The sequence below is a fragment of the Paenibacillus beijingensis genome, from assembly GCF_000961095.1.
GTDB classification, from domain to species: Bacteria; Bacillota; Bacilli; order Paenibacillales; family Paenibacillaceae; genus Paenibacillus_O; species Paenibacillus_O beijingensis.
Genome location: NZ_CP011058.1, coordinates 4696952 through 4710202 on the forward strand (window position 1 = coordinate 4696952; position 13251 = coordinate 4710202).

Sequence of the window (13251 nt, forward strand, 5' to 3'; positions counted from 1 at the left end):
TAGAAAAAAGCTTGTCCGTTGCTGGATGAGCTTTTTTCTTCCCCCGCAAGGGCGGGGCCTGCCTTCATGAATACATAACCGGTAAGAGAGGATGGTACGATCCTAATGAGAGCTTTTACGTTTCATAACCCGACAAAATTGCATTTTGGACGCGATCAGCTGAAGCAGTTGAAAACGGAAGCCGTTAAGCTCGGCAAGTCGGTGCTGCTCGTCTACGGCGGAGGCAGCATCAAGCGCAGCGGCCTTTATGATCAAGTGCTGGAGCAGCTGGAGCTTGCCGGCTGTACCGTGACCGAACTGGCGGGCGTCGAGCCGAATCCGCGTCTGACCACCGTCATGAAGGGCGCGGAGCTGTGCCGGCGCAGCGGAATCGAGTGGGTGCTGGCGGTAGGCGGTGGCAGCACGCTCGATTGCGGGAAGGCGATCGCCGCTGCAGCCAAATATGACGGCAGCTTCTGGGATATCGTGACCAAGAAGGCGCCGGTGGAAGCGGCGCTTCCGATCGGAACGGTGCTGACGCTTGCCGCTACCGGTTCGGAAATGAACGGCGGTTCCGTCATTACAAATGAGGAGACGCTGGAAAAGCACGGATGGGGGAGCCCGCTCGTATACCCTCATTTTTCGATTTTGGACCCCGTATTTACGGCAACCGCGCCGAAGGAACATACCGTATACGGGATTGCGGATATAATGTCGCACGTGTTCGAGCAGTATTTTCACCATGATGCCAATACTCCGGTTCAGGACGGCTTTTGCGAATCGATTTTGCGCGCCGTTATCGAAACCGCTCCGAAGCTGGTGCAGGATCTGGAAAACGTGGAATACCGTGAAACGATTCTGTACTGCGGCACGATGGCGCTCAATAATGTGCTCTCGATGGGCATTGTGGGCGACTGGGCCAACCACGACATGGAGCACGCCGTATCGGCGGTTTACGATATTCCGCACGGCGGCGGACTGGCGATTTTGTTCCCGAACTGGATGAATTATGTGCTGGACGACAACGTGGCGCGGTTCCGCCAGTTCGCGGTCAACGTGTTCGGAGTGAAGGAAGACGGCCGCAGCGACCGTGAAATCGCCGAAGAGGGGATTCAGGAGCTGCGCCGGTTCTGGACGTCGATTGGCGCCCCGTCCCGATTGGCCAACTACGAGATCGACGACAGCCGGCTTGAGGAAATGGCGGACAAGGTGGTCGGAGGCGGCACCCGCGGCAATTTCCGCGCTTTGACGATGGAAGATGTCATGAACATTTACCGGATGTCGCTGTAACCCGGCCGGAAGGATATTTGCGGGAAGCACGTAGAACGGCAAAACAAAGATGACCGCCCTTCACTTGGAGGCGGTCATCTTTGTTATGGCAATGCGTTTCAATTGGTGGTCTGTTTGTGGGCAGACGTTTTTAATAAGAGCTTCCGGCGGCGCCGTTATAAGGGGCGGAATCGCGGTGCAGGCTCGGCAAATAATTGCGGAGAGCGACCGCCGCAGCGGCGGCGACGACATTTTTCACGGCATCGCCGGGAAGATACGGATAGCATCCGGCAGTCATCGCTTTCGCAAAGGAAAGCCCTGTCACATGCATCAGCCACGGAATACCGCCGACGTAAGCCAGAAACGATCCGAACAGTTCCATCACGATAAATAACACGATGAACGAAAGCACGCGGTTCTCCGCGAGACGGCTGCGCAGCAGACGGACGGATACGTAACCGGTGAGCAGCGCGCAAAAGGGGAATATCCACAGAAACCCGCCGGTTGGTCCAACGATGAGCGACCACCCGCCCTGGCCGTGCAGCAGCGGAAGACCGGTTGCCGTCAGCGCCAGTACGAGCGCAATGCTGAGGAAGCCGTCACGTCCGCCGAGGAAGACGCCCGCCAGCACGACGCCGAGCGTCTGCAGCGTGAACGGAACCGGTGTAATGCCGACATTGAGCTTGATTGCGCTGAGCAAAATAAATAAGGCAGCAAACAAGGCGATGAACACCAGTCTGCGAATTTGGATACGGGATGACATGTTAAACCGACTCCTTTTATGTAACATCTTGATATGTTAACCTATATGATATGTTTTCGGTTAACATTCTGCATTCTAACATACGGAAATCGATTTTGGGAAGAGGGTTTGGGGGAAAAGTTTTGATGCCTTCATGGATGGTTTTAATGGAGCGGGTCGATGTTTATCCGCCGGAACTTCCGGCCGCTGCAGGCGGCGGGGCGATTGTACGCGGTATCGGTCTGGCGATATACGCGGGGGAATGGATCAACGTGACGGGCCGGAACGGCAGCGGTAAAAGCACGCTTGCCCGCGTCATTGCCGGATTCGGAAGATTCCGGGTCGAAGGCGTCGTTCGGCGCCGCTTCGACGGCCGCTTTCAAGGGGCCGCGCTGCCGCTTGTGCTGCAGCGTCCGGAGGAGGCGCTGATCGGCTCCACGCCGTGGGAGGATGTGTCGCTTACGCTGGAGCATCTTGGCATGACATGCGGTCAGATCGAGAAAGCGGCGGTCGCTGCGCTCACGCGGCTCGGACTGGAGAGCTGCATGCACCGCCCGTTCGCCGAGCTGTCCGGCGGCCAGAAACAGCTGACCGCTGCGGCCGGCTGTCTTGCGTCCGGAGCGCCGATGCTTATATTGGACGAGGCGACCTCGATGCTTGATCCGGATTCGTCCGCGCTTGTGCTGCAGGCGCTGCGGCGGTTGAACGGAGAAGGGGTGACGGTGCTGTGGGTGACGCAGAAGCTGGAGGAGCTGCGGCGCGGCGACAGGCTGCTCGCCGTCGATAACGGACGGATCGTGTATGACGGCCTTGCGGAACGTTTTTTTGCCCGTCCGGCAATAGGGGAGGACTTTCATCAAGGACTAGAGGGTGGAAGCCCGTGCGAGCGGACGGGGCTGCACCCGCCTTATGTCGTGGAGACCGCCTGGGAGCTGCAGCGGCTCGGCATAACGTTCGCGGACATGCCGCTTACGCCGGAAGATTTGGCCTCGGAAGTGGACCGCTATGGGTAAGGACTGGAAGGTATCGGAGCTTATTGTTGCCGCAGGGAGTGGAATGGCGAATCGCGCCGTTAACGCCTTTTTTCGGGACGGGCGGATTACGCTGCTCGTCGGAGCAAACGGTTCCGGCAAAACGACGCTGCTGGAGTCGCTTGCCGGATTGCGGCAGCCGGCGAGCGGAGCCGTGGAGCTGGGCGGTGAGTCGCTTTGGTCCGGCAGGCGCAAGCTGAATCGCAGCGTGCTGCTTGCGCTCGGCATCGCGCCGCAGCATGCCGAGTCGCAGTGGTTTACCGGCAGCGCCCGGCGCGAGCTCGATTATTCGATGAAGCCTTACCGGCTGGCGGAGCCCGAGCGGGAGCAGCGCATCCGGGAAGCGCTGGAGCGGACGGGGCTTGGTCCGGAGCTGCTGCAGCGCGACCCCTGGACGCTCAGCGGCGGGCAGCAGCGGCGGCTGGCGCTTGCGTGCCTGCTCGCATGCCGCCCGCATTGGCTGCTGCTGGACGAGCCGACGGCGGGGCTGGACGCCGAAGGCATTCGCCGCCTGTGCGCCATTTTGGAGGCGCATAGGCGGGAGGGGCGCGGAGCGGTCGTGGTGACGCACGACCTCGACGCGCTGCTGCCGCTCGCGGACGACGTCGTCGTCATGGACGGCGGCACCGTCCGCGAAGCGGTGCCGGCCGCGGCGTATGCGCGGTCGCTCGCCCGCGAAGCGGGCCCCGCGGCGCCGCAGGCGCTGCGCACGGCAGCGGAGCTGGCCGCAGCCGGCTTTGCGCCGCCGCAGCCGGAGGGCGGCGCGCCGTGGCTGCCGCCGCGAGCGCTTGCGGCGGAGCTGGCAGCGCAGCTGGGCCGAGGGCGCGAGGCGCATGCCAACGCGCCGACTGCGAGAAACGATGCGGCCTCTGGCGCCGCGATCCAACCGGCTGCAAACGAGCCGCCCGCCATGCTGCGGTCTGCCGGCACCGCCGGCGCCTCCAGAACAGAAGGAGCCACCAGAACAGAAGGAGCTGCCTGTGCAGAAGGCACTTCCGGCGCGCCGGTCGCAGCCGCCGGCGCTCATTCAGCTGCCTCGAAGCGGTTCGAGGCAGCCGGTCGCTTCGAAGCCCGCCTGTTTGATCCGCGGGCGCTGCTCGCTGCATATATGCTGCTTGCTGCGGCAGTGCTGCAGCAGCGCGGGTGGGCCGGAGCGGCTGTCGCATCGGCGCTGACGGCCGCGCTTCTGTGGCCGCTGCGCCGATATCTTCGTCCCTACGCGGGGGCGGTTAAGGCTTACGCGCTCTTAATCTTCATTATGACGGCGCTGGCAGGCATCCGGCTGCAGCCGCCGGGGTTCGACACAGCCGCCGCTTCACTTACGCTGCTGCGGCTCGGGAAGCTGCTTCTCGTTATGCTGCTCGGCTTGCCGCTGCTTGGGCTGACGACGCCGCTTAGGCTGCAGCAGGCGATCGAGCAGTCGCTGGCATGGACGCGCCGGCTTCGCGTTCCCGTTCATTCCATCGCGCTTACGGTTGCGCTCGTGTTCCGCTTTATTCCGCTGCTTGCCGCGGAATGGCACCGTTTTGCCCGCATTGCCTGCGCGCGCGGCAAAACAAACTCGCGTCCGGGCTCCGTGCCGCCCGCGATGCTGAAGGCGGTGCTCATCCCGTTCCTGCTGTCGCTGCTGCGGCTCGCGGACGGTGTGGCGGACGCGCTGGAGGCGCGCGGTTTCGGTTCCCGCGACGAGGGGGCGGCCCCCGGAACGCGCCTTCGCTTCACGCGTGCAGATGCCATTCTGGTGATGGCGGCGCTTGTTCTTTTTATCTGCTTATTTTTGGCCGCGCGAAGCGGAACGTTATAACGAACACAAGTAGATCGCTCCGAAACCTTCCGATGATCTAACGGAACACATCGCTCTTATTTTGCATTTATGAGCTCATTTGGATATCTAACGGAACTGATAGCTCTTAATCTCTTTAAAAAGGTGTATGTTCAGACCGAAAAACAGAAATAAGGTCCAATACTTCCGTTAGATGTTCAAATCAAACAACATGAGCTGAATAACGTCCACTGCTTCCGTTAGCATCCAAGAACAATCTGTAATGGTAACGGTTTTCAGGATCGTTCGACTTGTGCCGCGTCAATCGAGGACGCGGCTTTTTCATGTTTTCAAGCGGTATCGTCCGGCCAACTATTTACATACCGATAAAACTTTCCATGTAAAAAAAAGTACCAGCTCCTGCTAAACGGAACCGGACAGCTTCTCTCTAGTCCCGGCGATCCAGGCGTCAGAGCGGCTTTGCTTGCTTCATCCGGGTTCCTTCTGCCGTGCTCGAGCCGTTCATGGTTATAAACACGGAACATCGAGGACAGCAGCTCGAATAAGGCCGCAAAACTTTATCCGCCTTTTTATCGTTAACATTGTAAATGTGAATTTTTCCAGAAAATATACGTTCCGGCTGCTTGAGCACAGTCGGCGTGAAAGGGGCAGCAACGAAGTTGAACAATCCATCCTCGCCTAAAAAAGAGCCTAAGCGCAGCCTGTTCCGCGAAATACGCGAATGGACCGCAGCGATCGTAATCGCGGTGGCGGTTTCGATGCTTATCCGCAATTACGCCTTCGCCCAGACGGAGGTACATAACGTTTCGATGCAAAAAACACTCGTGGAAGGCCAGCGGCTAGTGGAAGATAAATTATCGTACCGTTTCTCCAATCCGGAGCGGGGGGATATCGTCATCATAAAAGGGCCGGAAAGCGAGCTCAGGCTGGTCAAACGGGTTATTGGCTTGCCCGGAGATAATCTGGATATGAAAAATGGCCATGTTTACATTAACGGCCGTCTAAGCGAGGAAACGTATACAAAAGGGGAAACGTTCCCGGAAGGGCTGAAGCTGCCTTTTACCGTCCCGGAAGGCACCGTCTTTGTGATGGGGGACAACCGCGAGAACAGCCAGGACAGCCGCGAGCTCGGGCCAATACGCTTCTCCAGCCTGGAGGGCAAAGTGATATTCAGGCTGTGGCCGCCGAACCGGATCGGACCTGTCCGCTAAGAGGCGCGTCCGAATGCATTGTCCGTTTCCTAAGGTCAACGTTTAACCATAACGCTGAACCAGCAGGATTTTGAATATGGAACTGCTGCTCATCTATCGAAAGGAGGAATTACTTTGCCATTCACCTTATCCCATCCGGTATACGCGGTCGTGCTGCGCAAAACGGTTCCGTCTTTCAGCTTCACCGGTCTCGCGCTCGGAAGCATGATTCCGGACATGGAATACTTCATGGCAATGGATACTTTCAAAACGATCGGACATTCCATCCCCGGTTTTTTGCTGCTTGGTCTGCCGCTCTCCATTTCCATCGCGTACGCCTTTCACAATGTAATGAAACCGGTCGTTCCAAGGCTGCTGCCGTCGGCAGGAGGATTGGACCGGTATGCCGCCCAGCGGCTTGGGGGACGCTGGAAACCGGAAGGCGTGACGGGTTGGTTCGTCTTTTTGATCTCGCTCTTCATCGGATACCTCGATCATCTATTTTTGGACGGCATGTCCCATACGGGCGGCTGGCTTGTGAATGAATTTCCCGGATTAAGGCGTACTGTTGCCGGTATTAAAGGATACTCGTGGCTGCAGTACTTTTTGTCACTGGTCGGACTTGCGATTCCGCTCAGATGGCTCTACAAGGACTGGCTGAAATGGCGCAAAAACGAGCCGCAGGTTGTAAGGCCGCTGCGGCGTTCTCCATACGGCCGCAAATTCGGTCCGCGCTTTATGCTGCTGTTGTCCGCAGCGATGCTGTTTACATTAAAAATGAAGCTGACGCCATATCCAGCCGACAATGTGATGCTGCTCGTATCTTCCAGTTCCGCGCTGCTGTTTGGCTGGTATGCCGCATCTCTTTTTCATTCCGGTTCCCTCCGGGGAGCGGGCATGCAGCGGATGTCTGCTTTGCTGGCGCTTTTGGCGATCATGGCGGTGTTCAAGGCGGCTCGTGCCGCCGCGGGCATGATCGTCGACAGCAGCATTCCGCAATTGGTGCTGTGGATCGCTTTCATCTGGACATGGTCGGCAGCCGTCTGGATCATATCCCGCCGGGCGGCAGAGGGAGCCGGATGGCCGTGGAAAATCCGGGGCAGATTTGTATGACCGGTCAATTTTTCAATCTTCTTGCAAAATTCAGACCGGATAACATATACAATAATCCTCCCAGCATCCAAAACGGTTCCCAAAACAAAAAGCGCCACCACGCTGCGTAATGACCGATAGATAAGTTCAATACTTGGATCATATGAAGAAGCTTAACGGCCCCTGTTAACCAAACCAGCTGCACGAAATGTTGTTCTCCGCCGCCAGCCCAATAGAAACTCATAAGTGCAAAAAGCAGCGACCAGAGGATCGCGCAAAAAACGGGCCGCCGATTTGGTGTAGTCATATCTTCAGGTACGTCCTTTCTGTTATAACCTGCGCATTTCGGGCGCAAAAACGGCAGCGGATACGAAGCTTCCTGCAAAGCTTTGTTCCCGCTGCCGCACTTATGTTTCATAAAGGTATTAATTGGTCACAAATGTACATGTACATGCACATGCTGTCCGATGTGTTAATTCGAATCTTTGCCTGCCGCCGCGGCAACAGTCAATTCACGCAGCGCAGCAACGAAAGCGTCCATCTCCTCATCGGTTCCGATGCTGACGCGCAGCCGGTTGTCGATCCGGGGCTTGTTGAAGTACCGCACCAGAATACCTTTGTCGCGCAGCTTGCGGAACAGCTCTTCGGCCGGCTTGTCCGGATGGGCGATGAACAGGAAGTTGGCTTTGGACTCCGGAACGTCAAACCCGAGCTCGCGCAGCTGTCCGGCTATCCGCTCGCGGGTGGCGATCACGTTGCGGCAGCATTGCTGGAAATAAATTTCGTCCTTCAGCGCCGCTACTGCGCCGGCCGACGCCAAACGGTCGATCGTGTAAGAGTTGAATGAATTTTTGACCCGGTTCAGCCCATCGATCAAGTCGGGATGACCGAGCGCGAAGCCGACCCGCAGCCCGGCAAGGGAACGGGATTTCGACAACGTTTGGACGACAAGCAGATTCGGAAAATCGTGGATCAATTTGACGGCGGATTCGCCGCCGAAATCAATGTAGGCTTCGTCCACAACGACGACGCGGTCCGGATTATGCTCGAGAATGGAGCGGATGCCTTCAAGCGCCACGTACTTGGAAGTCGGCGCATTCGGATTCGGAATGATGATGCCGCCGTCCACGTTGTAAAACGATTCGATCGGCACATCGAAATCGTCGGTCAACGGCACTTTTACCGATTCGAGTCCGTACAGCGACGCATAAACCGGGTAGAAACTGTACGTAATGTCAGGGTAATAAACTGGCTCCGATGTGCGGAACAGTGCCGCGAATGCGAATGCCAAAATTTCATCCGAACCGTTGCCGACAAATACGCTTGCAGGCGGCAGTCTGTAATATTCGGCAATCGTTTCCGTGAGGGCGGTGCTGCTTGGATCGGGATAAAGCCGCAAATCGCCGCCTGCTGCGCCGCGCAGCGCTTCCAGTACTGCGGGGGATGGCGGGTAAGGATTTTCATTTGTGTTCAGCTTGATGTACTTTTTGTCTTTCGGCTGCTCGCCCGGCACGTAAGGCACGAGAGAAGCGGCCAGTTCACTCCAGTATCGGCTCAAAATCGTAAGCTCCCTTCATATTACCGTTACTGCCATTATAGCGGAAAATACGTCAAAACGGGAACCGGGTAGCGGAAGACTTCTGCGGCCATACTAAGGGAACCGTACAAATGAAGGGAGAAAGGCCAATTAGATGAAAAAGAACATCATGATTTTTCCGCTGCTGGCGGCGGTTTTGCTGATTTGGGCTGTTCCGGCGCTTTGGGCTGTACCGTCGATTTCATCCGCCGAACCTTCCTATGCCCGCTTTGGACGAATCGCCGTTAAGGAAACGATCGCCAAATATGGCGCCGAAGTCGTCGATTACCGCTACGACGGCCGATTTCCGCTGCCGGATGATATGGCCGAGGAACGGTTCAGGCTGTGGCTGCGAAAGGAAAACCGGGAATTCGGCGTAACCGTGCATATGACGATTGTACCCTCGACAAACCGGCTTGTGTCCATCCGCTGGGAGTCCGGCACTTCTTGAAACGGGTTGCTGCATTGGCAGAAGAGAAACTTTTTGAAACAGTTTCCTTTTTCTGTACGTAATAAGGAGCGTGACAAACGATATTCGTTTTGTAACTGGAACCATTTTCCTGTATGCTGAAATGGACATCAAATTGTGAGAGGGGTTATTTCATTGCTGCTAACAACAACATCGACGATTCAAGGACGGGACATTTTGGAATATTCAGGAGTCGTGACCGGCGAAGCGATTATGGGCGCCAACGTTGTCAGAGATTTTTTCGCATCGATTACGGATATCGTGGGGGGCCGTTCGGGCGCATACGAAAGCAAGCTGAAAGAAGCGCGCGATGTGGCGATTGAAGAAATGAAGCAGCAGGCCTCCCGGATCGGGGCCAATGCGATTGTCGGCATCGACATCGATTACGAAGTGGTCCGCGAAGGAATGCTGATGGTGGCCGTCAGCGGTACGGCAGTACGGATTTAAAATCGAGGCGTTTCCGGCAGTTATTTAATCCTTTAGTTATAAGCAGTCTGGCATAGCAAGCAAGCGGCCGTTTCCGTTTCGGAAAACGGCTTTTTTTTTCGATGACCCTGCTCACTTTGCACCGTTTCGCCGGCTTATTGCGGAATGGCGAGATTGTAAGTTGCGCATCTGTTCCGGAAGCTTCCGCTCTGGACGCGGCGGCTGGCGGAAGGTACAATTCAACTAGGCAAATGGTTGGATTTGTTTTCTGGATCGTAAATTGCGAATCGTCTGGAGGTGCGGCAAATGGACCTGTTCTCGATTTTGGCGGAACAGAAAATCAAGGAAGCGATGGAGCGCGGGGAGTTTGACCGTCTTTCAGGCGCCGGCAAGCCGCTCGATTTGGAAGATTTATCGCATATTCCGGAGGAGCTGCGCGTAGGATACTTGATGATGAAGCGGGCGGAGCTGCTGCCGGAGGCGCAGCGGCTGAAAAAGGAAATTTCGACGCTGCAGGATTTGCTCGACCACTGCAGAGATGACGAAAGAAGGCGTTCCGAGCTGGAACGATCGCTGTCTGTACGCCGGCTGCAGCTGCGCAAGCTTGGTGAAAGCAGAGACTGGGTGAACAATGAAGCGGTTTTGCAGTACGAGCATCGAATCAAGACGAAATTGGAAGGGGAACAAACTTGATGAACAGCGAAATGACGACCGAACAGCTGCGGACAAAGCTGGAAGAAGGCGAGCCGCTCAACCTGATCGATGTCAGGGAACAGGAAGAGTGGAACGAGGGCCACATTAAGGAAGCGAAGTTTCTTCCACTGTCCGAGCTGCAGGAGCGGCTCGATGAACTGAAGGGACAGACTCAGCCGCTCGTTCTCATATGCAGAAGCGGAAACCGAAGCGGAAAGGCATGCGCTTTTCTCGCGGCTCAAGGTTACTCCGTCGTGAACGTGCTGGGCGGCATGCTGGCCTGGGACGGTCCGGTCACAACCGGGGAATAACAAAGCAGGATCCGTCATTTCCTCTCAGTGCTTGCGCCGTTTCCTCGCCGGGATTTACTTGTTTCCTGCTCGGGGTTTCCGTTGGTTCCTCTCCGAGGATCTTGTCGGTTCCTGCTTCGGGGCTTGCCGAAAGTGAGTCTTGAGATCGGGCATTTTTCCCCCTGTTCACAAGCTGCATACGAAGCAGGACGTAGACATCAAAGCAAAAGAACCGTTTAAGGGCAGCGCCTTGACCGGTTCTTTTGTTTATAAATCGTATGAGCTATACGTGATCCGCTAAAACCCTGCTTTAGCCGACATCCCAGTTTTTTCATTGGCAATCCTTATCCCGGCCATTCATGGAACTCTCCGGCCTGCCATATAGTGGAGGAGGGGACAACACGCCGATATGGAAAGCGGGGGGAGAACGTGAGCAATAAGGCCGGGGACGTATCGCTCGATTATCGAATCGAAGGGATGAGCTGCACCGCGTGCGCGGCTCGCATTGAACGGGCGCTAGGAAAAATGGACGGCGTCCGCCAAGTTTCCGTCAGCTACGCCTCCAGAATGGCTTGGATTCGCTTTGACCCGCTGTTGCAGCAGCCTGCCCGGATCGTGGAGAGGATCGGACAGCTGGGCTTTCGGGCGGTCGGCACCGAAGGTGCCGGCGTATCTTTCGATGAGGCTGCCCGTCTGCAAATGCGGCTCATCGTCTCCGCTTTATTCAGCTTGCCGCTGCTCTGGTCGATGGCGGACCATGTGCCGCTGCTTGGCCTGCTTCCTATGCCGCCGCTTTTTCGCAATCTGTGGTTTCAGCTGGCAATTGCGTCCGTCATCCAGTTCGGTATCGGAATGCCATTTTATATCGGCGCTTGGAATGCTCTCCGCGAGCGGACCGCCAATATGGATGTGCTCGTCGCGGTCGGCACTACCGCCGCCTATTTATACAGTCATTACATGGTCTTTGCTTTTATTCGCGAATCCGGCGGCTTTCGTTTGACGTCAGGGAGCCATCCTGCCGTCTATTTCGAAACGCCGGCTGTCGTTATTACCGCGCTCCTTCTTGGCAAATATATGGAATCCCGCATCGCTGCGCGCGCCTTGCGCGAAACCGAAGGCTACGGCGGGCTGCGCAGCAAGGAAGCGGTAATCGTCCGCGCGGGCTCCAGGCGCAGCGTCCCGCTTGCCGAGGTGCGGGTCGGGGATCACGTAATGGCGGAAGCGGGCGCCAAAATTCCGGTCGACGGCGTCGTGCTGGAAGGAGAGGCCGAGGCCGACGAATCGTTGCTGACCGGCGAGAGCCGTCCGGTCCGGAAGCGGACCGGAGCAGAAGTATGGGCCGGTACCGTGCTTATTGGCGGCACGCTTCGCATCCGTACGGAAGCGGTCCAGGCGGGTACGATGCTCGATCGTATCCATGGGCTGCTGAAGCGGGCGCAAGCGTCCAAATCGACGGTTCAGCGCCGGGTGGACCGAATATCCGTAATTTTTGTTCCCGCTATGCTTACGTTGTCGGTGTTGACGTTTGCCGGAAACTGGCTCTGGTTTGCCCCCGGCGAGACGGACCGCGCCCTGCTCCGTTCGCTGGCCGTACTGCTGGCCGCTTGCCCGTGCGCGCTTGGCCTTGCCGCTCCGATCTCACTGGTCATCGCTTCCGGGAGGCTCGCGCGCCGGGGGATCGTCGTCAAGGACGCGGGGGCGCTGGAGAGGCTGGCGCATCTCGACACACTCGTACTGGACAAGACGGGCACCTTGACCGAAGGAAAGCCAAATCTGAGCGCTGTGAAGCCGCTGGCGGTAAGCGAGACGGCTTTGCTGCGCTTGGCCGCGGCTGCGGAGTCCGCTTCGCCGCATCCGTTCGCGAAGGCGATTGTCGATGCGGCAGCAAGCCGCGGACTCGTTCCACCTTCCTCGACCGGCATCCGCGAGCTGCCCGGATATGGGATCACCGCTCAAGTGGAGGGCCGGCAGATCGGCATTGGCAGCGCCAAATTTATGGAAGATCAGCAGTGGACCGGATTGGAGGCGCTGCAGTTATTCGCACGGAAGCACGAGGATGCCGGCGCAACGGTGCTTTATGTCGCCGCTGACGGCAGATGCCTCGGCGCATTCGCGTTTTCGGATAAAGTAAAAGACTCGTCGGAACGGGCGGTAGCTTGGCTCCGAAAGGCGGGACTTGACGTACATCTTGCGACCGGCGACCACAAGGCGCCGGCGCTGGCTGCGGCGGAAACGGCCGGAATCGGGTCCGTGCATGCGTCGATGACGCCGGAGCGGAAGTTTGCGCTGGTGGAATCGCTGAAGCGGGAGGGACGCGTCACGGCAATGGCCGGCGACGGCTGGAACGACGCCCCTGCGCTGGCTGCCGCCGATGTCGGCTTCGCGCTCGGAAGCGGAGCCCGGGCGGCATTGGAGGCGGGTCATCTGACGCTGCTGCGGCCGCGCTTGACCGGCATTTGCCAGGCAATCGCGATCAGCCGCCTAACGCTTCGCAATATCCGGCAAAATCTGGCCTTTGCGCTGTTGTACAATATGATGATCGTGCCGCTGGCGGTCTGCGGCCTGCTTCAGCCGTGGATGGCCGGAGGCGCGATGGCGCTCAGCTCGCTGTCGGTCGTCTGCAACGCGCTGCGGCTCGGCCGCTTGATTGACCGCAAGCTGAAGGAGAATTCGGCAGAATGATGCGGCAGCGGGCACGCGCGGCGCAAGCT

At 57.8% G+C, this 13251-nt stretch carries 13 protein-coding genes; 10 read left to right on the forward strand and 3 right to left on the reverse strand.

Annotated features, from left to right (window positions below; translation table 11 throughout):
• The first annotated feature begins 105 nt into the window (after window positions 1–105).
• Window positions 106–1269 (forward strand): iron-containing alcohol dehydrogenase, encoded by a 1164-nt coding sequence (locus VN24_RS21280; RefSeq protein ID WP_045672068.1) that lies wholly within the window; start codon window positions 106–108, stop codon window positions 1267–1269.
• Window positions 1270–1399: 130 nt separating this feature from the next.
• On the opposite strand, the gene VN24_RS21285 is transcribed toward VN24_RS21280, so the two are convergent.
• Window positions 1400–2011 (reverse strand): biotin transporter BioY, encoded by a 612-nt coding sequence (locus VN24_RS21285; protein WP_045672069.1) that lies wholly within the window; start codon window positions 2009–2011, stop codon window positions 1400–1402.
• Between the two features lie 125 nt (window positions 2012–2136).
• Here VN24_RS21285 and VN24_RS21290 point away from each other — a divergent pair, with 125 nt between their 5' ends.
• The 4 genes from VN24_RS21290 to VN24_RS21310 all read left to right on the forward strand — a co-directional run bounded on the left by VN24_RS21290 (window position 2137) and on the right by VN24_RS21310 (window position 7107).
• On the forward strand, window positions 2137–3003 hold the full coding sequence (locus VN24_RS21290) for an energy-coupling factor ABC transporter ATP-binding protein (protein WP_045672070.1): 867 nt from the start codon (window positions 2137–2139) through the stop codon (window positions 3001–3003).
• A complete protein-coding gene (locus VN24_RS26545; RefSeq protein ID WP_052703070.1) occupies window positions 2996–4825 on the forward strand; it encodes an ATP-binding cassette domain-containing protein in 1830 nt (609 codons plus the stop codon). Before VN24_RS21290 ends, VN24_RS26545 begins: the two co-directional genes overlap by 8 nt.
• A gap of 638 nt (window positions 4826–5463) precedes the next feature.
• Window positions 5464–6015: a signal peptidase I gene (lepB, locus tag VN24_RS21305; RefSeq protein WP_045672073.1), complete on the forward strand. Its 552-nt coding sequence runs from the start codon at window positions 5464–5466 to the stop codon at window positions 6013–6015.
• A gap of 114 nt (window positions 6016–6129) precedes the next feature.
• The gene (locus VN24_RS21310) at window positions 6130–7107 is read left to right on the forward strand and encodes a DUF4184 family protein (protein ID WP_045672074.1); all 978 of its coding nucleotides are present in this window, start codon (window positions 6130–6132) and stop codon (window positions 7105–7107) included.
• A 4-nt stretch (window positions 7108–7111) separates the two neighbouring features.
• Here VN24_RS21310 and VN24_RS21315 read toward each other — a convergent pair whose 3' ends face one another.
• Window positions 7112–7471 carry a hypothetical protein gene (locus VN24_RS21315; RefSeq protein ID WP_045672075.1) on the reverse strand — a complete coding sequence of 120 codons (360 nt, stop codon included), beginning with the start codon at window positions 7469–7471 and terminating at the stop codon, window positions 7112–7114.
• 87 nt (window positions 7472–7558) lie between these two features.
• Window positions 7559–8644 carry a histidinol-phosphate transaminase gene (gene hisC, locus VN24_RS21320; protein ID WP_045672076.1) on the reverse strand — a complete coding sequence of 362 codons (1086 nt, stop codon included), beginning with the start codon at window positions 8642–8644 and terminating at the stop codon, window positions 7559–7561.
• A gap of 133 nt (window positions 8645–8777) precedes the next feature.
• On the opposite strand from hisC, the gene VN24_RS21325 reads away from it, so the two are divergent.
• The 5 genes from VN24_RS21325 to VN24_RS21345 all read left to right on the forward strand — a co-directional run bounded on the left by VN24_RS21325 (window position 8778) and on the right by VN24_RS21345 (window position 13222).
• Complete coding sequence (locus VN24_RS21325) at window positions 8778–9113, forward strand: DUF3889 domain-containing protein (protein ID WP_052703071.1); 336 nt, start codon at window positions 8778–8780, stop codon at window positions 9111–9113.
• 153 nt (window positions 9114–9266) lie between these two features.
• Window positions 9267–9578, forward strand: a complete 312-nt coding sequence (locus VN24_RS21330) for a YbjQ family protein (protein WP_045672077.1) — start codon at window positions 9267–9269, stop codon at window positions 9576–9578.
• Between the two features lie 285 nt (window positions 9579–9863).
• Complete coding sequence (locus VN24_RS21335; RefSeq protein ID WP_045672078.1) at window positions 9864–10250, forward strand: DnaJ family domain-containing protein; 387 nt, start codon at window positions 9864–9866, stop codon at window positions 10248–10250.
• Window positions 10250–10561 carry a rhodanese-like domain-containing protein gene (locus tag VN24_RS21340; RefSeq protein ID WP_045672079.1) on the forward strand — a complete coding sequence of 104 codons (312 nt, stop codon included), beginning with the start codon at window positions 10250–10252 and terminating at the stop codon, window positions 10559–10561. Before VN24_RS21335 ends, VN24_RS21340 begins: the two co-directional genes overlap by 1 nt.
• 408 nt (window positions 10562–10969) lie before the next feature.
• On the forward strand, window positions 10970–13222 hold the full coding sequence (locus tag VN24_RS21345; protein ID WP_052703072.1) for a heavy metal translocating P-type ATPase: 2253 nt from the start codon (window positions 10970–10972) through the stop codon (window positions 13220–13222).
• Window positions 13223–13251: the final 29 nt, after the last annotated feature.

What these genes read in the sequence shown, in the direction of transcription:
- VN24_RS21285 (WP_045672069.1), bottom strand. Translation starts at nt 2,011, where the DNA reads ATGTCATCCCGTATCCAAATTCGCAGACTGGTGTTCATCGCCTTGTTT.
- VN24_RS26545 (WP_052703070.1), top strand. Translation starts at nt 2,996, where the DNA reads ATGGGTAAGGACTGGAAGGTATCGGAGCTTATTGTTGCCGCAGGGAGT.
- VN24_RS21325 (WP_052703071.1), top strand. Translation starts at nt 8,778, where the DNA reads ATGAAAAAGAACATCATGATTTTTCCGCTGCTGGCGGCGGTTTTGCTG.
- VN24_RS21280 (WP_045672068.1), top strand. Translation starts at nt 106, where the DNA reads ATGAGAGCTTTTACGTTTCATAACCCGACAAAATTGCATTTTGGACGC.
- VN24_RS21290 (WP_045672070.1), top strand. Translation starts at nt 2,137, where the DNA reads ATGCCTTCATGGATGGTTTTAATGGAGCGGGTCGATGTTTATCCGCCG.
- VN24_RS21340 (WP_045672079.1), top strand. Translation starts at nt 10,250, where the DNA reads ATGAACAGCGAAATGACGACCGAACAGCTGCGGACAAAGCTGGAAGAA.
- VN24_RS21335 (WP_045672078.1), top strand. Translation starts at nt 9,864, where the DNA reads ATGGACCTGTTCTCGATTTTGGCGGAACAGAAAATCAAGGAAGCGATG.